We start from the raw sequence: 20,154 nt of genomic DNA on the forward strand, positions 1-20,154 counted from the left end.
CCCGAGACCGGAGGTACGTCATGACTCACAGCGATCCCACCGAGACGACAGACACGTCGCAGCAGGAACCGTTGGTCCAGGAGTCGTTGGTGGAGGAAGTCTCCATCGACGGTATGTGCGGCGTCTACTGAGTCGGCCGTGACCGACGTGCTCGCTGCATCGCCCCGAACGGTGGACCTGGCCCTGGCGTGGCAGCTCAATCCTCAGGTCGCGTTGCGCCCGGAACCGTTCGGGGCGTTGCTGTATCACTTCGGGACCCGCAAGCTCTCGTTCCTCAAGAACGCCGTCATCGTGTCACTGGTCACCTCGCTGTCGTCGCATCCGGATGCACGATCCGCGATGTCGGCCATGGGAATCGAGGAATCGGCGATACCGCGCTACGCGCAGGCACTCGCCGCTCTCGCGGACTCGACGATGATCGTTCCCACTCCCGTGAAGGAAGGCCCGGCATGACCTCCACCCTCGCCCGCCCCGAGCAACCGGTCGGCCGCCTGGTCGACCAGTTCGAACTCGGCCTCGACGCCCCCATCTGCCTGACCTGGGAGCTCACCTACGCCTGCAATCTCTCCTGCGTGCACTGCCTGTCCTCCTCCGGGCGGCGCGACCCGAGGGAGCTGTCGACCGAGCAGTGCAAGTCGATCATCGACGAACTGCAGAAGATGCAGGTGTTCTACGTCAACATCGGCGGCGGCGAACCGACTGTGCGATCGGACTTCTGGGAGCTCGTCGACTACGCCACCGCCCACCAGGTGGGCGTCAAGTTCTCCACCAACGGCGTCAAGATCGACGAGAAGGTCGCCGCCAGGCTCGCCGCGTCCGACTACGTCGACGTGCAGATCTCCATCGACGGCGCCACCGCCGAGGTCAACGACGCCGTCCGCGGCCCCGGCTCGTTCGACATGGCCGTCCGCGCCCTGAAGAACCTGAAGGACGCCGGGTTCCGCGACGCGAAGATCTCCGTCGTCGTCACCCGACACAACGTCTCCCAGCTCGACGACTTCAAGGCCCTCGCCGACGCCTATGACGCCACCCTGCGCATCACCCGCCTGCGACCGTCCGGCCGCGGCGCCGACGTCTGGGACGACCTGCACCCCACCGCCGGACAGCAGCGCGAGCTCTACGACTGGCTCGTCGCCAACGGCGACGGTGTGCTCACCGGCGACTCGTTCTTCCACCTCTCCGCTTTCGGCGACGCCCTGCCGGGGTTGAACCTCTGCGGCGCAGGACGAGTGGTGTGCCTGATCGACCCGATCGGCGACGTCTACGCCTGCCCCTTCGCCATCCACGAACAGTTCCTCGCCGGCAACATCGTCCGCGACGCCACCCCCGACATGGGCGGCTTCCAGGCCGTCTGGCAGACCTCGGAACTGTTCCAGGAACTGCGCTCACCGCAGACGTCCGGCGCCTGCACGAAATGCGCGCACTTCGACGCCTGCCGCGGCGGGTGCATGGCCGCGAAGTTCTTCACCGGACTGCCTATGGACGGCCCCGACCCCGAATGTGTACAGGGCTACGGCGAATCCGCCCTGGCCGCCGACCGCGGCGCCGTTCCGAAGTCGAGTGTCGACCACTCCCGCACCGGCAAGCGGTCCACCCCGAAAGCGTCGATTCCGTTGACGCTGCTCACCCGCCGCGACGGCGCACCCGCCCTCGTGGAGGGCGGAGGCCGACCGGCTCCGAAACTGTGTGACGAGAGTCCCCTTGCGGGGATGCCTCGAGAGAAGGACTGACACCATGCGCACCCCCTGGTCACGACCCGCCTGGATGGAGACTGTCGCCGAAGCTCAGAGACGAGCGAAGAAGCGACTCCCGGCATCGGTGTACTCCGCACTGATCGCCGGTTCCGAACGTGGCACGACCTACGACGACAATCTCGCGGCCTTCGGCGAACTCGGATTCGCACCCAGGGTCGCCGGACATTGTCACCAGCGTGATCAGTCGACAACGGTGATGGGGCAGCACATCTCCATGCCCGTCATCATCTCGCCGACGGGAGTTCAGGCGGTCGACCCCGACGGTGAGGTCGCCGTGGCTCGTGCGGCGGCGGCACGTGGCACCGCCATCGGCCTGTCCTCGTTCGCATCCAAGTCGGTCGAGGACGTGGCGGCGGCCAACCCGCAAACACTCTTCCAGGTCTACTGGCTGGGCACCCGCGACGAGATGGTCGCCCGCATGGAACGGGCGAAAACTGCCGGTGCGGTGGGGATGATCCTCACCCTCGACTGGTCGTTCTCCTACGGGCGCGACTGGGGCAGCCCCGCCATTCCGGAGAAGATGAATCTCGCGGCCATGGTCAAGTTCGCACCCGAGGGCATTCTCCGGCCCGCCTGGCTGTACAAGTTCGCGCGAACCGGCAGAGTTCCCAACCTGACGACGCCGAACATCTTGCCCGCCGGCGCGCCTCAGCTACCTACGTTCTTCGGCGCGTACGGCATGTGGCAGCAGACTCCGCCGCCGTCCTGGGACGACATCGCCTGGCTCCGTGCGCAGTGGGACGGCCCGTTCATGCTCAAGGGCATCTCCCGCATCGACGACGCCCACCGAGCCGTCGACGCCGGTTTCTCCGCGATCTCCGTCTCCAACCACGGGGGCAACAACCTCGACGGCACACCGGCCACCATCCGCATGTTGCCCGCCGTCGCCGAGGCCGTGGGTGACGAGATCGAGGTACTACTCGACGGCGGAATCCGCCGCGGCAGCGATGTCGTCAAAGCCGTCGCCCTCGGTGCCCGCGCAGTGATGATCGGCCGCGCCTATCTGTGGGGGCTCGCCGCGAACGGGCAGGCCGGTGTGGAGAACGTTCTGGATGTGCTGCGTATGGGCACAGACAGCGCGCTGCTCGGCATGGGCAAGAGTTCGATCCACGACTTGACCCCGCAGGACATCGTCGTTCCGGACGGCTTCACTCGCCGGCTGGGCGAGAGCGTGCCCGCGCCGGCAGTGTCCGATGCTGCCACCACCGTGCTGACCTCCGCACGTCGGTCGTCCTGACGGTAGGGCGGCTCAGCGTGTCGTCGTCGAGGCCCGCTCAGTCCTCGAACCTGGGAGCGATGCGCTCGCGCGAGACGGTCGGGGCTCGGTTGGTGGCGGTGCCGGTGGGGTCGCTGGAGCAACACGGCCCGCATCTCCCCTTGGACACCGACACCCGCGTCGCCGCAGCAGTCGCGGGATCTCTCGATGACGCCGTTCTCGCCCCTGCCCTCGCCTATGGGGCCAGCGGCGAACATGAGGGCTTCGCCGGCACGGTCTCTCTCGGAGCCGAAGCACTGACCGCTGTCCTCGTCGAGTACGGCCGATCCATCTGCCGATGGGCCGATCGAGTGGTGTTCGTCAATGGCCACGGTGGCAACCTGTCGTCCCTCGTCTCCGCGGTCGGTCTCCTGCGATACGAGGGCCGAGATGTCGCATGGTTTCCCTGCGCGGTCGCCGGCGGCGATGCCCACGCCGGTCGTACGGAAACGTCCCTCATGATGCATCTCGCACCGAACCTGGTCGACGAGTCTGCTGTGGAGGTGGGAATCACCGCCCCGATCGCCTCGTTGCTTCCGCGCCTACGCACCCTGGGGATGAGCGCGATCACCAGCAACGGTGTTCTGGGCGACCCTCGGGGTGCGAGCGCCGCCGAGGGCGCTTTGCTCGTGGCATCGATGCGGGACTCCCTCGCCGCAGCCGTTCGATCGTGGGCTCCCGACACGCACGGCCGACTGTGACCACCGGTGACTCGTTCGACGTCGTCGTCGTCGGGGGCGGTAGTGCGGGATGCGTTGTCGCAGCGACAATCGCTGCGGCGGGGGCCACCGTCGCACTTCTCGAAGCCGGGAAGTCCGACATTGACGCCGAGGATCTGCGCTCTGCGACGCAGCTGCCTATCGGGCCCGGATCGGAGCGGGTGGACACGTTCGAGGTCGAGCTCTCCGCCGGTCGGACAGGATTCATGGCCAGAGGCCGAGTCCTCGGGGGAAGCGGCGCCGTCAACGGTGCGTACTTTCTCCGCGCCCCCTCTGCCGACTTCGACGCCTGGCCGCGGACGACATGGTCCTGGCCCACGGTCCGGCGCCGTTACGACGACGTCGAGCGGCACATGGTGCCCACGGCGAGTATCGAGTCGGAGATCGGCCGAGCCTTCGCCCGGGCATGCTCGTCAGCCGGGTTTTCATGTGTCAGCCGAGCCGAGAAAGGCACCGATGCGTGGATGGCCGTGCCCTCGAATGTTCGGGACGGCTACCGCGTCACCACGGCACACGCGTATCTGGCGCCGGTACGCCATCTCGTCGACGTGCGGCCACGCACCCGTGTCGCGCGGGTACTTCTCGAGGGGACACGCGCGGTCGGCGTCACGGGCACCGACGACGACGGGCACTTCGTCCTCCGGGCGGACACGATCATCTTGACCGCGGGTGCGGTGAGAACACCACTGCTTCTGATGCATTCAGGCATCGGCGACCCGGCACTGCTCAGAAGCGTGGGCGTGGACGTGCACCATACGCTGCCCGGCGTGGGAGTGGGGTTTCGTGATCACCCGGAGGTGACGGTGTCGTACGTGCCGTTTCGATCGACGTCCGGCGGACGGACACGCGCTCTCGATGCCATCCTTCACGTCGGTGATGTGGAGATCCGTCCTTACACAGCATCTTTCGACCAGTTGATATCCGGGCTGCCGCCGATGAATCCGGTGCTGGGTGTTGCTCTCATGCGACCCGACTCGCGCGGACGCATCTCGCCGGTGTCAGCCGACCCATTCGCCGCGCCGCGAATCGAATACCGCTACCTCACTTCACCACGAGACAGAGCCGAGCTGCAGGCCGGCGTCGCTCTGGCTCGAACGCTCGCGTCGTCGTTCGGCGTGGTCGAGAGTGCTCGCGCGGAGCGCTTGGTGGACAGGCTCGGAACGTCGGCGCACATGTGCTGCAGTGCCCGCATGGGCACTGATCCGCTCTCCGTGGTCGACGACCACTGCGCCGTGCACGGAATCGACGGCCTCCACGTGATGGACTCGTCGATGTTCCCGAGCGTCCCCTCGGTCGGGCCGCACGAGACGGTGGTGATGGCGGCACTGCACGCCGCGCATCTCGCGATCGGTCAGCCCTCGACCACAGGATCGCATCGCGAACGACAACTGTGACGCGCAGTGTCACCTCGGGCGCTCCGAGATCCCCGGCGCCGGAAATCTGCGTTCTCACCCAAGGTCGACCGTGTCGGCGTTCTCCGCCCGCTCGATATTTGCACGTGCACCTCGGCCTTGGCGAAAAGCCACCACGGACGGCCAGTCGTCACATTTATCGGTCGATCGACCGGGTAGCACCGGGCGATGACAGACCACGACCCACACCGAGAAGGACCCACCCGTCCACCGGGAGACGGCGTATCGGTACTGCTCATCGCCGACCCCGGCAAACCCGCCGATCTCGCCGAGTACCTCGCAGACCACCTACCCCAACGCCTCACCGAACGAGGATCACCGCCCCGCCGATGGACCACCACCGTGCGCCGACAACCCCTCGTATCCGACGAACACGCCTCGCTCGACGTCGTGATCGACACCGTCGACACCGACTCCGACTCCGACCACGAGGACATCGTCGTCTACCTCACCGACCTCCCCCGCCGCGACAACACCGTCCCCGTGATCGGCGAGGTCAGCGCCGATCACGCGTTCGCGCTGATCTCCATCGCCGCCGTCGGCGCCATCGACCTCGCTCGACGCGTCACCACCATCGTCGAACTCGCCCTCGCACGCATCCTCGGCGAACCCGAACTCGCACCGACGAGCGGCACGAGACGATTCCCCTCCGAACAGCACGAGACCGGCACCCGGTACCTCGCACCGAAGGGACTGCGCAGGCTCCGGCTGCTCTCGGGAATGGTGCGAGCCAACCGGCCCTGGCGGCTGGTCACCGGCCTGTCCAAGGTGCTCGTCGGCGCCTTCGCCACCGGCGCATTCGCGTTGTCCACCAGCACCATCTGGTCGTTCGCCGACACCATGGGCGGATGGCGCCTCTGTGCGGCGACGATCCTGTCGACGGTGGCGCTCATCCTCTGGCTCGTCATCGACCACGAACTGTGGGAACGGCCCGAATCCAACGAGGAACGCGAACGCTCAAGGCTCTACAACACTGCGACCGTCATCACCCTGACCATCGGCGTCGTCGTCCTCCACATCGCCCTGTTCGGTCTGCTGCTCTTCACCGCCTGGCTCTCCCTCCGAGCGCACGTCCTGTCCTCCACCCTCGGGCACAGCGCGACCGTCGCCGACTACCTCGAACTCAGCTGGCTCCTCGCCTCCATCGCCACCATCGGCGGCGCCCTCGGATCCGGCCTCGAAGACGACGACGCAGTCGAGGAAGCCGCCTACGGAACCAGACAGCGCCAGCGACACGAGAACACGCAGAAGGAGTGAGATGTGAGATTCTCGAAGCGAGCGGTACACCGTCCAGGCACGGGGTGGTGGACCCGTTGATCTGAACTGAGCGTGGTGCGCCCCCTTGCGAGCGCCTCGAACGCTCCCCGGTTCGGACGGAAGAGTATGCCTTGATCATGAGTAGTTCCGTTCTCAGCGCTTCCCTCGCCGACCGCCGCGCCGCAGTGGGCCGGTCGAGTTACCGAGTGGTGGTCGTGGCCATCAGCTATGCCGTGCTGATCGTCGCTATCGCCGTCGCGATGTTCTCCGGCAGCAACAGCCTCAGCGGCATGCTGACGGTGGCCGCCGTGTGGCTCGGAGCGTTGTACGGGGTGACATGTTGGTGGCTCAGACAGGACGCCGATTCACGCGCGGGCCGCTGAGACCGTCGCAGCCACGCAGGACGGGTTTGCGTAGCCTTACCTAAGTAGTTACTCTCCAGCGGGTAAAGGTTCGGTCAAGAACTCACCCCTGGAGACTCGTGAAGACCCCGAAAACCCCGATCCTCGCCCTCCTCGCCACCGTGATCACGGTGAGCGCGCTCGCGAGTTGCAGCACCGACGACACCACGTCCGCGGACTCCGCCACCACCGTTTCGATCGACACCGCCACCGGACCTGTCGAGGTCCCCCAGAACCCGCAGCGTGTCGTCGCCCTCGACAACACGTCGCTGGAGACCCTGCGCGCGTTCGGCGTCGAACCGGTGGCGCTGCCCAAGCCGATCATGCCGTACGAAGGGTTCGAGGACTGGATCGACGACGACGCCATCCTCGACGTGGGGACGCACAGGGAGCCGAATCTGGAGATCGTGAACGAGGCGGAACCCGATCTCATCATCGGCGGTTACCGCTTCTCGGAGTACACCGACGAACTCGGTCGTATCGCCCCGACGCTGGACATCGCGCCGTCCGACGATGCCGAGGGTGGTTACGTCGAGTCACTGAAGCGCCAGACCGCCTCTCTCGGCGTCGTTTTCGGCCGCGAGGAGCAGGCGGCCGAGATCATTGCGGCTCTCGACGCCGCCGAAGACAACGCGGCGGAGCGGACCACCGGCCAGTCGGTGTTCCTGTCCGTCGTCTCGGGCGGCAAGATCGACAACGGTGCCGGACGGATCGGTCGGATCATCGAACCACTGAACCTGCGCGACGTCTTCGCCGGTGAGGCCGGCGACGTGCACGGCGACTCCGGCCTCGCGCCGGAGGCCGTCGCCGCGGCGAACCCGGACTGGATGATCGTGCTGGACCGCGACGCCGCGGCCGGTGAACCCGGTGCCGCTCCGGCGAAGTCGGTGATCGATGCACAGGAAGCGTTCGCCCGCACGACGTTCGCGTCCGAGGACCAGATCGTCTACCTCGATCCGTACTTCTACACCCGGGAGAGCATCCAGGCGTACGCCGAGACGTACGAGCAGCTCGCGGACGCCTTCTCGAATGCATCGTAGGACAGCACTTCTGGGCACGGCGGTGGTCACCGCCGCCCTGGTCGCGGCGTCGCTGCTCGTCGGCGAGTTCGACATCTCGCTCGGCACACTGCTCACCGACCCGGTGGCGCGGGAGATGTTCCTCATCTCTCGCGTCCCGCGGACCCTCTCATTGATCTTCGCCGGCGTCGCGATGGCGGTGTCCGGCGTGGTCATGCAGATGATCACTCAGAACAAGTTCGTCGAGCCCACCACCGCCGGCACGAGCCAGTGGGCGGGGCTGGGCATTCTCGCGGCCCTGTTGCTGGCGCCGAATCTGGGGCCGATGCCGAAGATGCTGATCGCCACCGCGTTCGCCTTCGTCGGCACCATGTTGTTCGTGGGCGTCCTGCGTCGAATCTCGTTGGAACAACAACTGGTGGTCCCCCTGGTCGGCATCATGCTGGGCGCCGTCGTCGGCGCGATCACCACCTTCCTCGCCGGCACATTCGACCTGCTGCAGTCCATGTCCGCGTGGCGGTCCGGCGGATTCAGCGGCATCGTGCGCGGTTTCTACGAACCCTTGTGGGCCGTCGTCGTCATCGCCGTGCTCGTCTACCTGCTCGCGCACCGCTTCACCGTCGCCGGCCTCGGGAAGGACCTCGCCACCACGGTCGGACTGAACTACGACGCGACCGTCGTGCTCGGCGTCGCGATGGTGGCGGTGTGCACCGGTGTCACCAGCGTGGTGGTCGGCTTCATCCCGTTCCTGGGCCTCATCGTGCCGAACATCGTGTCCATGGTCCTGGGAGACGACGTACGGAGGAACCTCCCGTGGGTGGCGGTGCTGGGCGTCGGACTGCTGCTGGCGTGCGACCTGATCGGGCGCACGGTGGTCGCGCCCATGGAGATTCCAGCCTCGGTGATTCTCGGCGCGCTCGGCGCCGCGGTCTTCGTCCTTCTCGTGGTGAGGCAGCGACGTCATGTTCTTGCGTGAATCACCCTCGATGCCGACGCTGGTACGCACCGACTCGGGACCACGTCCGCGCCGACGACTTCTCGTGGCCTCCGCGGTGCTGGCGGGGGCGATCGCCTGCTTCCTTCTCCTGTTCGTCCGGGGTTCCTTCGAGTTCGCGGTGGAACGCCGCGCCACGATGCTGGGCGCCATGGCCGTCGCGGCCTTCGCCCACGGGCTCGGCACCGTCGTCTTCCACACCGTCACAGACAACCGATTGCTCACTCCGTCCATCGTCGGTTTCGACTCGCTGTACGTGCTGATGCAGACCGTCATGGTGTTCGTCTTCGGCGGCTCCGTCATCGCGCGGACCGACGGCACCCCGAAAGTGATCGCACAGACCCTCACCATGGTCCTGTTCGCCACGATCCTCTATCGCTGGCTCTTCTCCGGTCGCCTCGGCAGTCTCTTCACGATGCTGCTCGTCGGCGTCGTCCTGGGGCTGGCCTTCGACAGCCTCTCGACGTTCCTGCAGCGTCTGCTCTCCCCCACCGAGTACGACCTGCTGTCCGTTCGCCTGTTCGGTCGCCTCAGCGGGGTGGATCCGGGCATGCTTCCCCTCGCGTTCACGGTGTGCGCCGCGGTGGGAGTGGTGTTGTGGCGCAGACGCTTCCGGCTCGATGCGCTGCTGCTCGGCCGTGACTCCGCGACGACCATCGGCGTCGACCACAAGCGTGAACTGACGCTCGTGCTCGTTCTGGTGGCGCTGCTGGTGTCGTTCTCCACCGCGCTGGCAGGGCCGATGACCTTCTTCGGCTTCATCGTCGCGACGATGGCCTATCAGCTGACCGGCAGCTACAAACACCAGTACGTGCTGCCGATGGCATTCCTGCTCGGCATGCTCACGCTCGTCGTCGGACAGTTCGTCATGCAGCACGTGTTCTACGCGGCCGGTTTCCTCACGGTCGTCATCGAATTCGCGGGTGGACTGCTCTTCCTCGTCGTCGTCCTCCGGAAAGGCAGACTGTGATCACGTTCTCGGACGTCTCCAAGACCTACCAGAGCGAGACGGTGCTCGGACCGGTCAGCGGCACCATCGCAGAGGGTGGCATCACCTCGGTCGTCGGGCCCAACGGAGCGGGCAAGTCGACCCTGCTCTCGATCATGGGCAGACTGCTCGAGCCGACCACCGGAACCGTGACCATCGGAGACGCCGTGGTGCAGCACACGGCCACGAGAGACTTGGCCCGCATCGTCTCGGTGCTGCGTCAGGACAACCACCTGACCGCGCGGCTCACCATCCGCGAGCTCGTCTCGTTCGGCCGGTTCCCGCACTGCGGCGGCCGACTCCGCGCACACGACCACGAACACGTCGACCGTGCGCTCGACTTCCTGCACCTCGACACCCTCGCCGGGCGCCACCTCGACCAGGTGTCGGGTGGTCAACGCCAGCGGGCGTTCGTCGCCATGGTTCTCGCGCAGGACACTCCGTACGTCTTGCTCGACGAGCCGCTGAACAATCTGGACATGAAGCACTCGGTGGCGATGATGGGCCATCTCCGACGCGCGGCCGACGAACTGGGGCGCACGATCGTGCTCGTGGTGCACGACATCAACTTCGCGGCGGCCTGGTCGGACGACATCGTCGCGATGCGGGACGGCCGGATCGTCGTCAGCGGGCCCGCCGGCGCGATCATGCACGACGACATCCTGAGCGACGTGTTCGATACCCGGGTGCGCGTCCACGACATCGACGGCGCGCGGACCGCCGTGTACGCCCGCCCTCGGAACGAGGTGCGTATCGCGGCCTCGACACAACCATGACACGCACGACAGTGCTTTCGAAAGGATTCGCCATGGTGCACTCCCCCCTTCGCCGGCGAGGCGTCCGCCTCGCCGCCGCTGCGTCGATGGCGCTCGTCGTCCTCGGCGCGTCCGCGTGCAGTTCGACCGCCGATGACACCGCAGAAACTGTCGAGCCGACACCGAGCGAGACCCGCGTGATCGCCACCGACAAAGGGGAGGTGACTGTGCCCGCCGACCCCCAGCGCATCGCGGTCCTCTCGGCCGGATTCGCCGGATACCTCTACACACTAGACGCGCCCGTCGCCATCACCGACACCCGACTGCTCGGTGTGACCAACCTCGACGGCGGCTTCCCTCCACAGTGGGCCGACAAGGCTGAGGCCCGGGGCACAGTGGAACTGCCGGCGGGGGAATCGCTGAACATCGAAGCCATTGCGCAGGCCGAACCTGATCTCATCATCGGTGGCGGGCAGGGCTACTCCGCCATCCTGGCCAATGATGCCTACGATCAGCTCGCCGCGATCGCACCCACCGTGCTGATCCCGTCCACGGTCACCACCTGGCAAGGCGAACTCGCGGCAGTCGCCGACGCCGCCGGGGAGAGCGACAAGGTCGACTCTCTCCTGCAGGCATACGAGGACAAGGTCGCCGATGTCAGGGATTCCATCACCGTTCCCGGGTCTCCCGTCGCCTGTTTCCTGTCGCTGAGCACCAATGAACCCTCCTTCATTCCGCAGACCGCGGCATTGCCGACGTTGTTGTCGGAAGTCGGTTTCGAAGCCGACGACATTCTCACCAAGGCCGGGAATCCGGAGTTGTACGGTTCCGGGGACTCGTTCATCGTCAGCCCCGAATTGCTCGGTTCCGTCGCCACCGCCCCGGTGATGTTCGTCGTCCCGGTTGCCGGGCGCACCCTCGAGCAGCTGAAGCAGGATCCGGCCTACGCGGTGTTGCCGGCCTTCGCCGCGAGCACTGTCCACGAGCTCCCGGCGACGAGCTACCGACCCGACTACGACGGGGTCATGGCCACGCTGGACCAGATCCAGCAGACGTTCGCCGCGTAGCAGTGCCACTCGGTGAGAACGGATCAGGAGGTAGGGATTCCTATGGCGGGCACAGTGCGCGACGTTCAGGTCTTTCCGATCTGCATGCGAGAATTCGATGTCCTGCGGGTGGAGGACGTGACCCCCGGGATGCGACGGGTCGTGGTGGGTGGGCCGTCGATGGACCGGCACGTGCGCGACGGTGTCGAGCTGCCTCCGGTGCGGACCACCGGATTCGACGACGACGTCAAGATTCTTCCGGTCGACCCGGTCACCGGGACCCTGCCGTTCCCGGTTCCCAGGAATCAGGACGACGGCACCGTCGACTGGCCCTCTGGATCGTTCCCGTACGCACGGACGTACACCGTGCGCCGGTTCGACGAGGCCGAGCGAGAGATGGTGCTGGACTTCGCAGCCCACGAGGGCGGACTCGCCGCGACCTGGTCCCGGACGGTGCAGCCCGGCGACACGGTACTGATCGCCGGACCGAAACACTCCGCGGGCCTGCCGCGCGAGGTGGAGTGGATGCTCGTCGCCGGCGACGAGACCGCCCTGCCCGCCATCGCGCACTGCCTCGAGATGCTGCCCGCTGATCTGCCGGCGACGGTGGTCGTCGAAGTGGCCGAACGCTCGCACCGGCAGGAGCTGCGCTCGGCTGCCGACGTCGACATCACCTGGCTGTACCGGTCCGAAGCCGGAGGCGACTCCCGGCTCGTCGACGCGGTCCGCACGGCGCCGTGGCGACCCGGGCAGCCGTACCTGTGGGTGGCCGGCGAAGCACAGACCATCACGCCACTACGTCGATGGGCGAAGCAGGACAAGCAGATCGACAAGAAGTTCGTCGAGATCGCCGGGTACTGGCGTAGACGCGAGGAACGAACGGACGCGTCCCCGGCCGAGAGCGGCCAGGCGAGGGACGCCGCGGCGCGCCTGCACGAGATGGCGGACCTGGCGACCCCGCTGGTGATCAGGACCGCGGTGACGCTCGGGGTGGTCGCTGCTGTCGACGGCGGCGCCGACACCGTCGACGCGATCGCCGCAGCATGCAGCACTCACCCCGGCGCCACGGCGAAGCTGGTGCGGCACCTCGTGCTGCTCGACCTTCTCACCACCGACGGTCAGCGTTGCGCCCTCACCGAGATGGGGTCCCTGCTCGCCGACCAGGACGCGTTTCTCAACCAATCGCTGCACGACGACAGGATCCACACCCGACTCGAACTGTCGCTCCTCGGACTCACCGAGACGATCCGGACCGGAACACCCCCTGCGAGGCATCGTTTCGCCGACAAGATGGCCGAGCCCGGTGTCGCGGACGAGTTCCACGAGGAAGCGGCGTTCTCCGCTGTCTACCGCGCTCCCGCACTGCCCGACGCGGTCGATCTCGACGGAGTCCGGACGGTCGCACTCCACGGCGACGGGGCAGGCGTCTACGCCGACACCCTCGTACGGGAACGTCCCGACCTCGAGATCACGCTCGTCGGACATCCTAACCGCAACCGCCGGAACCTGGCAGACGTGGCCGACGAGCGGCGCGGTGCGGTGCACTGCATCGACTCCACCGATATCACCCCGTCGGGATCCCCCGTAGACCTCGCGATCGCCGTCGACCTGATCGACGCTCACCCGGACGCTGACGCCCTCCTGCTGCTGTCGATGCTGGCGACCTCCGCGCGCAGGGTCGTCCTCGTCACCGACGTGCTCGACCCGGCGACCACCGACGATCACGACACCGAAGACGACTTGGTCCGACTGTGCCTGTACGGATCCGGGCGACGCACCGAAGCCGAAGTGCGCGAGCTGATTGCCGAGTCCCTCGGTGCCGACGCACGTGTCGGAAGCCTGGGGTGGGGGTCCACGGTGGTCGAATTTCGGGGCCGGTCGGGGACGTCGACGTGATGGGCCGGACGACTCTCGTCTGAACCTCGCCGGAAGCCGACCGGCTGCCTCGCGCACGCGGCCTCGACGACCCGGACAGGTACCTGCGTTCTCACCGCGGGACGAGCCGGAACGCGAAGACGCGCTGTCGCCTCCGGGGCATCTCGAGATCATCAGCGAACGCGAATCGCCACGCCGGGGACGTGGTCCCGAACAGTCGTACCCGGCGAAGAGTGGCCGACTCGAACGCTGGGTGAGCGGGTGCCATCGGTCTTCCGGAGGCCGTTCGTCGACCGGGAATTCGCGTACCGTCACTTAGATGACACTGAATTATGTCAGATACGGACATGGCAGCCCGCTGTTGCTGGTGCACGGCTTGGGCGTCGGATGGCGATCGTGGTCCCCTATCATCGACGAACTGGCTGAACACCGTGACGTCATCGCGGTCGACCTACCGGGGTTCGGCGACACGCCGCCGCTGACGGGCGACGTGTCGATCGCCGCTCTCGCCGACTCCGTCGCGGACTTCATTCGCGAACACGATCTAGGTGGCATATCCACCGTCGGTCAGTCCATGGGCGGTCGAATCGTCCTGGAACTCGCGCGGCGGGGAGTCGGCGGCGACACCGTGGCACTCGACCCCGGCGGTTTCTGGAGCGACCGCGAACGCGCTGTCTTCGGCGCCACACTCCGGCCATCGATAGCCCTTGTCACAGTGTTACGGCGCTTCCTGCCTGCGCTTCTGGGCAACCCTGCGGGGAGGACTCTGCTGCTGGCACAGTTGTCGGCGCGGCCATGGGCGCTCTCACGCGACACCGTGTTGCCCGACGTGCGCGGCCTCGCCGACTCCCCGTCGACCCAGGCCGCTCTCAATGCCCTCATCCACGGGCCGAAGCAGGAAGGCGCCTCGTCCGGCACAGTGCCCGGGCGGGTCACAATCGGTTGGGGACGACGAGATCTGGTGACAGTGCCGAAGCAAGCGGCGCGCGCTTCGGAGCTGTTCCCCGATGCCGTTCTGCACTGGTTCGAGCGATGCGGTCACTTTCCGCAATGGGACGCACCGAAAGAAGCCACTCGACTGATTCTCGACCGCACCGAAAGAGGATGATCTTCGAACGAGTCGGACCAGTTCATGTAAATTGCGGGTCGACAATTCGCCGGTGACCTCGCCCGGGCCGTCGGCGAACTCGCCGCGAAGGAACGACCGTCGCGAGGTTCCCGGCGTGCCTACCGGGGGATTCGCGTAGACCTGCACATCAGCTCCGAGGCGGCGTGCGGGCAGCGCCGGAGGTTGCTCAGCCACCCCGACGATCACCCGGCGTGTCCCCTCCGCACCGGACGCAGGAGTCGGATTCGCCCATGAGCCGACTCGCGGAGCTCCGTGTCGCCATCTATGGCCGACGACGCGCCCATGACGGGATCGGCCGGGTCCTCAGGGGTCGACAGAGTTGATCGAGTCGATGACGCGATGTGCTTCGCCCGCGGAGCCGTGCCCGCGGGAGTAGGCGCCCGCTCTCAACAGCGCAGAGGCCACCGCAACGGCGGGGGCAGTCCTCGGCGAGGAGGTCGACAGGGGTGTCGTACTGGTGCGCTGGCTCTTCCTGGACCCGCGTGCGAGGGAACGCATCGTCAACTGGTCCGATCACGCGTCAGCCGCGGTAGGAGCGATGCGCTACGAGGTCGGACGCCACGTCGCGGACGCCCGATTGACGGTTCTGATCGACGAATACCGTCTGGCAAGTGACGACTTCGCCCATTGGTGGAATGATCACGGCGTAGCGGATCGCACGTCCGTCGGCGAGAAGATCGCTCACCCCGCGGTAGGCCGACTCGCATTCGGCATCGAATCTCTTGTGTCGCCCCTCGATCCGGAGCAACGCTTGATCATCTACACCGTCGAGCCCGAGTCGTCCACTGCTCGGGCACTTCCGATATTGGCGTCGTGGGGCCCGGCATCTGCCGAGTCGATGGGCTGACGCGCGGACGATGAATCGATCGGTTGGTCCGCCCGCGGGTGGTATCGGCAGCACCTTCGACTTTGCCCAGATCGTCTAGTTGTTCACCGCCGCAACCTCCACGAGTCCCGACACGTACGTCACGCGGGTGCCGAATACGTTTCGTCCGAAAGCCGAGCCGTACTCCTGCGCATCACGCTTCGCCCATTGGCTCGACTCGGTGACGTGGAGGTCCGTAATGTCGCCGACCACCGGTAGCCGCCGCGGTAGATGCGGCAGCACGCGGTCGGACGCTCGTACAGGTCTCACGGTGTTGTCGCTCATTGGTGCTCCCCCTGCGATGAGTCGGTGGGCGGAGTGACAGGCCCGAAGCGGGCAGCGCACTGTCCACCGAGGTCCGCACACATCCACGCCATCCGCTGACACAGCTGGAAGCGAGTAGAACCCATCCACAAAAGTCCTCGAGGATCCACGGACTGTCGTCCACGCGCCTGCCGAAAATCCACCGACAACCACACACGTCCACCTGCGTCCATCGAATGAGTTACGAACAAGTTGTGAAGACTCGTGACATCGAGCGGCATTTCGGGAGATGTCGCAGGTGCGTGGACTCCCCTGGACCTCGGCGGACCTGCACGGACGTACCGGCAAGAGTCGTGAAACGAAAGGTCAGATCACGCTATTTCGGGGCATTTCTGTTGCTCAGAGGCAAATCGAGAGCCTCCTGTCAGGATTGAACTGACGACCTTTCGCTTACAAGGCTTCGACGACCCGATCAGGTGGATTCACCTGGACTCTCAAAACCCGTCCTGGGCTTCTCCTTTGTCCACTGGCGTCCGCCTCGGTCCACCTCCGTCCGTCCCGACTTGTGACATCTCCGTGACACCGAGGGTGCTTGTGCCCCGGGGTAATCCATCCATATCCCGTTTGTCTACGATGTATTTCACCGATAGCACTGATTGCGAGATCGGGCACCTGACAACCGGTGACCCAGCAAGGTTTCCGTTCTCACCACGACGATGGGTTCACCAATGACGACAGTGCGCAGTATGAACACTGTGTCGCGATATGTGAAACCTCCCCGGTCCGTGTCGAACGGATGTGTCACGTTCGCCGCCGGATTCCACACGCGCAGGCGGCCGCTCACCCCTGAAATTTCCTGCCGTTCACTATTCGTCCTTCCGGTTGCCGTGGAGAACCACCCGGTGAAGGGACAGATCTCGAACCGGATATGGACATGCCATCGAGTGTGGCCGCTCAGTGCCCCGAGCTCGACGCAAGCCTGTGACCGAGTCGCAGGGTGGCGTCCTCGGCGGTCGGGGCGGGTCCGAACAGTTCGGTCTGGCGGGTGATGTCGGCGACGTAGTTGCCGGTGTCGAACCAGCTGAACATCGCGGCCATGTCCTTGATGATCGGGACGAATCGGCTGGTGACCGTGCCGGCCGCGCGGACGAGCGGTGCCGGGATCGCCCGCACCGAAATGTCCTGTCCGGTGGCGTCACTCAGGAGGAGCGCGGCCTCTCGGGCACCGACGGGCCGGTCCCACCCGACGTCGATGCGTTCGCCGACTTCGGTGTCCGCGTCGACTGCTGCCGCAAGGTAGCGGGCGAGGTCCGCGATCAACACGAATGTCAGTGGAGTGTTTGCGTTGCCGACCCACAGAAAGCGGCCCTTGCTGATCGGGTCACCACCCATGGTGGCGATCTGATCGAGGAATGCACCGGGACGCAGCGCGACGAACGGCACCCCCAGACTTTCCAGACGGTCCTCCGCCAACTTCTTGTGCCAGAAGTGCGGCACGTCGGGTGTGCGGTCGCTGGTGAGGATGCTGGTCAGGACGAATTTTCGGATGCCGCTGCGGTGCGCGGCCTCGGCCAGATTGGCGTTGCCGATCGTGTCGATGTCGTCAGCGTTCTTACCGCCTCGGGTGTAGCCGGCTGCAGTGGTGATGACGGCGTCGGCGCCGGTCATCGCCGTCACCAGGGAGTCGACGTCGAGCATGTCGCCTCGGGCGATCTCCACGCCGAGACTTTCGAGCTTGCCGGCATCGGTGGTGGGTCGGACCAGTGCGCGAACGGGTTTGCCGATGTCGAGCAGCGCATCGACGACCTGTCCGCCGAGGTTTCCGGTCGCGCCGACGACGAGGACAGGTGCGGTGGGGGGTGTGGTGTTCATGGTGTGCCTCTTTCGTCCGGGCCGTCCGGTGTCGTCCGGCCTCGGATGGAGTCGATGATGGTGTGGGCCGCGGTCAGGAGTGACGCAGCCTGCTGGGGGGTGAGGTCGCGTGTGGTGACGGATTCGAGCTCGCGCCACATGGCGGCGATGGGTTCACGCATCGCCTCACCCTTGGAAGTCAGGTGTGCGACCGAGACTCGCCGGTCGTGTTCGGCCGGTTCTCGAACGATGAGGCCGGTGTCCTGCATGCGCCGCAATGCTTTCGACATCGTGGAATGGTCGACGCCCACACTGGCGACGAGTTCGGTCTGCGTCTGCCCGTCGCGGTGATGCAGGTGCATGAGTATCAATTCCTGGCCCGGGTGGAGCTCGAGGCCGCGCAGCAGAGTCGAGGCGTAACCGCGGTGGGCGCGCGCGAGTTCGAAGATCGTGTAACTCACCTGTCCGCCGTTGAAGGATGCGGGAAACGATGATGCGGATTCGGGCATGTCACCATTCTGTCGGTGCTGTCGAGCGGGGTCGTCGACGCGTCAGTCGACGGACAGGACGATCTTGCCGCGCACATGACCGGAGTCGCTGAGATCCTGGGCTGCGGCCGCGTGTGCAAGAGGAAACGTCGTGACGGTCGTGGCCACTGTTCCGGCGGCCACGGCGCGCGCCAAGTCGTCGAGCAGGCCGGTCGACCGTTCGGCGGGAGTGGCGGAGAAGGCGACCCCCAGTTGGTGGGCACGGAAGTCCGCAATGGTGACGATGCGGTCCGTTCCTCCGCGCAGGCTGATCGAGTCCTCGAGCGCGCCTTTCCCGGCGATGTCGAAGATCGCATCGACACCCCCGGGAGCGAGTGCGCGAACTCGCTCGACGAGCCCCTCCCCGTACGTGGTGGGTGTCGCGCCGAGGGAGGACAGGTAGTCGTGATTCCCTGGTCCCGCGGTGGCGATGACACGCGCACCGCGCGCGACGGCGAGCTGCACGGCGATGGTTCCCACAGCTCCGGCCGCGCCGTGCAGCAGCACGGTGTCGCCGTCGACGACGGTGAGCTGATCGAGCACTCGCTGTGCGGTAGCGCCCGCTACAGGCAGGGCAACGGCATCATCCCAGCCGAGCGCAGTCGGTTTGATCGCGACGGTCGTGGCGAGGGCGTACTCGGCGTAGCTACCGGTGTCGGACCAGCCGAATACCTCGTCGCCCACCGAGACGCCGTGGGTCTCGTCGCCGACGGCGTCGACGACACCCGCCACCTCGGCGCCGGGAACGGCCGGTAGCTGGGTGGGGAAGACCGCGTTCATCGCACCCGAACGAATTTTCCCGTCCAGCGCGTTGACCCCCGCGGCGCGGACACGGACGCGGACCTGGCCGCGTTCGGGCTGCGGTGGGTCGACGTCGACGAGGTGCAGTTCCGACGTCGAGCCGAACTGGTCGAAACGAATGGCTTTCATGGTGTCTCCTGATTCATTGTTGCGGGAAAGTTGGATCGGTCGTGCTCTGTTGTCAGACGGCGGGATCGGGTTGCGGTGCGCGGTAACGCGCCGTGTACTCGACGAACCGCTCCAGGAACCACGCCTTGGCCTCCTTCGCCGGGCGAGTCCACGGTGCCGCCGCGTCGAACCCGTGCCATGCACCGGGCACCACCCGGAACTCGGTGGGAACCCCCGCCGCGTTCAGCGCGTCGACGTATGCGCTCGTCTCGTCGTGGAAGGCCTCGATACTCCCGACGAACGTGATCGTCGGCGGGAGACCCGAGAGGTCGGTCGCACGTCCGGGCGCCGCGTACGCCGGCACGTCGTCCCCCGAGAGATCGCCGAGGTAGAGACGCCACGCGTTGCGATTGGTCACGCTGTTCCACACCGGGGCAGTGTTGTCGGTCGACGAGGGGGTCGGTCGGTCGTCGATCATGGGGTAGATCGGGCACTGGAATGCGATGTTCACCTCGCCGCGGTCGCGAGCAAGGAGGGACAGCGCAGCGGTGAGGCCGCCACCCGCGCTGACACCGCCGACGACGATGCGGTCGTCGCCGGCACCGAGTCGTACGGCGTTCTCGCGCAACCACACCAGCGCGGTGTAGCAGTCGTCGAGCGCGGCCGGATACGGAGCCTGTGAGCTGCGCCGGTAGTCCGGGCTGACCACCACGGCGCCGGTGGCGTCGATCATGGGACGCACCGAGACGGCCTCACCGTCGGGCGAACCGAACGCGTAGCCGCCGCCGTGGATCCAGAGCAGCGCCGGAGCATCGGGGACCGGCGTGAGCGGAGCCATCACGATCAGCCGCAGATCGGTTCCGTCCGGACGAGTCACGGTGACCTCGTAGCGGCGAATCCCCCTGGCAGGCAGGTACTTCAGCAGCTTCAACGCGGTGGGGTCGCCCTTGCGCAGACTGGTGACGGTCTGCGTGCCTCCCATGAGTCGGTCGACGATCCGGCCCGGCAGGCGCAACGATGGATCGATCATGTCTTTGGTCACACGCATGGCAGGCTCATTTCGTCGATGGTGATGACGACCATCGGTTGCCCGTGGCTCGTCAACGATTTACTTGGCTAGCCACGTACTCTACA

At 66.5% G+C, this 20,154-nt stretch carries 20 protein-coding genes and 1 pseudogene; 16 read left to right on the forward strand and 5 right to left on the reverse strand.

The genetic code is table 11. The features are described from left to right. Positions 1–20 precede the first annotated feature (20 nt). The 16 genes and pseudogenes from mftA to HQ312_RS18395 form a co-directional block, all read left to right on the forward strand. Positions 21–131, forward strand: coding sequence for a mycofactocin precursor MftA (mftA, locus tag HQ312_RS18320; RefSeq protein ID WP_155957132.1), 111 nt, complete (start codon positions 21–23; stop codon positions 129–131). Positions 132–138: 7 nt separating this feature from the next. After that, positions 139–453, forward strand: coding sequence for a mycofactocin biosynthesis chaperone MftB (gene mftB, locus HQ312_RS18325; protein ID WP_307095959.1), 315 nt, complete (start codon positions 139–141; stop codon positions 451–453). Next, positions 450–1,730 (forward strand): mycofactocin radical SAM maturase, encoded by a 1,281-nt coding sequence (gene mftC / locus HQ312_RS18330; protein WP_222640184.1) that lies wholly within the window; start codon positions 450–452, stop codon positions 1,728–1,730. Before mftB ends, mftC begins: the two co-directional genes overlap by 4 nt. Positions 1,731–1,734: 4 nt before the next feature. After that, positions 1,735–2,991 carry a pre-mycofactocin synthase MftD gene (gene mftD, locus HQ312_RS18335; RefSeq protein ID WP_222640192.1) on the forward strand — a complete coding sequence of 419 codons (1,257 nt, stop codon included), beginning with the start codon at positions 1,735–1,737 and terminating at the stop codon, positions 2,989–2,991. A gap of 59 nt (positions 2,992–3,050) precedes the next feature. Then, positions 3,051–3,710 carry a mycofactocin biosynthesis peptidyl-dipeptidase MftE gene (gene mftE / locus HQ312_RS18340; protein WP_222640199.1) on the forward strand — a complete coding sequence of 220 codons (660 nt, stop codon included), beginning with the start codon at positions 3,051–3,053 and terminating at the stop codon, positions 3,708–3,710. Beyond that, on the forward strand, positions 3,707–5,122 hold the full coding sequence (mftG, locus tag HQ312_RS18345; protein WP_222640208.1) for a mycofactocin system GMC family oxidoreductase MftG: 1,416 nt from the start codon (positions 3,707–3,709) through the stop codon (positions 5,120–5,122). The genes mftE and mftG overlap by 4 nt, the downstream gene beginning before the upstream one ends. A gap of 186 nt (positions 5,123–5,308) precedes the next feature. Next, entirely contained in the window at positions 5,309–6,397 is a 1,089-nt protein-coding gene (locus HQ312_RS18350) for a hypothetical protein (RefSeq protein WP_222640211.1), read from the forward strand. 137 nt (positions 6,398–6,534) lie between these two features. Continuing rightward, entirely contained in the window at positions 6,535–6,780 is a 246-nt protein-coding gene (locus HQ312_RS18355) for a hypothetical protein (protein WP_222640214.1), read from the forward strand. A gap of 98 nt (positions 6,781–6,878) precedes the next feature. Then, the gene (locus HQ312_RS18360) at positions 6,879–7,838 is read left to right on the forward strand and encodes an ABC transporter substrate-binding protein (RefSeq protein WP_222640224.1); all 960 of its coding nucleotides are present in this window, start codon (positions 6,879–6,881) and stop codon (positions 7,836–7,838) included. Continuing rightward, positions 7,828–8,793 carry an ABC transporter permease gene (locus HQ312_RS18365; protein WP_222640231.1) on the forward strand — a complete coding sequence of 322 codons (966 nt, stop codon included), beginning with the start codon at positions 7,828–7,830 and terminating at the stop codon, positions 8,791–8,793. The genes HQ312_RS18360 and HQ312_RS18365 overlap by 11 nt, the downstream gene beginning before the upstream one ends. Positions 8,794–8,803: 10 nt before the next feature. Beyond that, positions 8,804–9,781 carry an iron chelate uptake ABC transporter family permease subunit gene (locus tag HQ312_RS18370; RefSeq protein WP_261782434.1) on the forward strand — a complete coding sequence of 326 codons (978 nt, stop codon included), beginning with the start codon at positions 8,804–8,806 and terminating at the stop codon, positions 9,779–9,781. Further along, entirely contained in the window at positions 9,778–10,575 is a 798-nt protein-coding gene (locus HQ312_RS18375; RefSeq protein ID WP_056449125.1) for an ABC transporter ATP-binding protein, read from the forward strand. The genes HQ312_RS18370 and HQ312_RS18375 overlap by 4 nt, the downstream gene beginning before the upstream one ends. Positions 10,576–10,607: 32 nt before the next feature. Beyond that, complete coding sequence (locus HQ312_RS18380) at positions 10,608–11,621, forward strand: ABC transporter substrate-binding protein (RefSeq protein WP_222640247.1); 1,014 nt, start codon at positions 10,608–10,610, stop codon at positions 11,619–11,621. Positions 11,622–11,705: 84 nt separating this feature from the next. Beyond that, positions 11,706–13,496 (forward strand): siderophore-interacting protein, encoded by a 1,791-nt coding sequence (locus tag HQ312_RS18385; RefSeq protein ID WP_261782435.1) that lies wholly within the window; start codon positions 11,706–11,708, stop codon positions 13,494–13,496. A gap of 298 nt (positions 13,497–13,794) precedes the next feature. Further along, complete coding sequence (locus tag HQ312_RS18390; RefSeq protein WP_222640255.1) at positions 13,795–14,583, forward strand: alpha/beta fold hydrolase; 789 nt, start codon at positions 13,795–13,797, stop codon at positions 14,581–14,583. Positions 14,584–15,016: 433 nt separating this feature from the next. Beyond that, a pseudogene (locus HQ312_RS18395) lies at positions 15,017–15,451 on the forward strand (transcriptional regulator); the annotation flags it as partial. Positions 15,452–15,526: 75 nt separating this feature from the next. Here the strand turns inward: HQ312_RS18395 and HQ312_RS18400 are convergent. From HQ312_RS18400 to HQ312_RS18420, 5 genes are all read right to left on the reverse strand, one after another. Next, the gene (locus HQ312_RS18400) at positions 15,527–15,754 is read right to left on the reverse strand and encodes a hypothetical protein (protein WP_222640257.1); all 228 of its coding nucleotides are present in this window, start codon (positions 15,752–15,754) and stop codon (positions 15,527–15,529) included. 933 nt (positions 15,755–16,687) lie between these two features. Further along, the gene (locus HQ312_RS18405) at positions 16,688–17,605 is read right to left on the reverse strand and encodes an SDR family oxidoreductase (RefSeq protein WP_222640259.1); all 918 of its coding nucleotides are present in this window, start codon (positions 17,603–17,605) and stop codon (positions 16,688–16,690) included. Beyond that, the gene (locus HQ312_RS18410) at positions 17,602–18,093 is read right to left on the reverse strand and encodes a MarR family winged helix-turn-helix transcriptional regulator (protein WP_222640261.1); all 492 of its coding nucleotides are present in this window, start codon (positions 18,091–18,093) and stop codon (positions 17,602–17,604) included. The genes HQ312_RS18405 and HQ312_RS18410 overlap by 4 nt, the downstream gene beginning before the upstream one ends. A 42-nt stretch (positions 18,094–18,135) precedes the next feature. Continuing rightward, positions 18,136–19,041 (reverse strand): NADP-dependent oxidoreductase, encoded by a 906-nt coding sequence (locus HQ312_RS18415; protein ID WP_222640262.1) that lies wholly within the window; start codon positions 19,039–19,041, stop codon positions 18,136–18,138. Between the two features lie 52 nt (positions 19,042–19,093). Continuing rightward, complete coding sequence (locus HQ312_RS18420) at positions 19,094–20,068, reverse strand: alpha/beta hydrolase (RefSeq protein ID WP_222640264.1); 975 nt, start codon at positions 20,066–20,068, stop codon at positions 19,094–19,096. Between the last annotated feature and the right edge of the window lie 86 nt (positions 20,069–20,154).

Source organism: Rhodococcus sp. BP-316, from assembly GCF_019836105.1.
GTDB lineage: Bacteria > Actinomycetota > Actinomycetes > Mycobacteriales > Mycobacteriaceae > Rhodococcoides.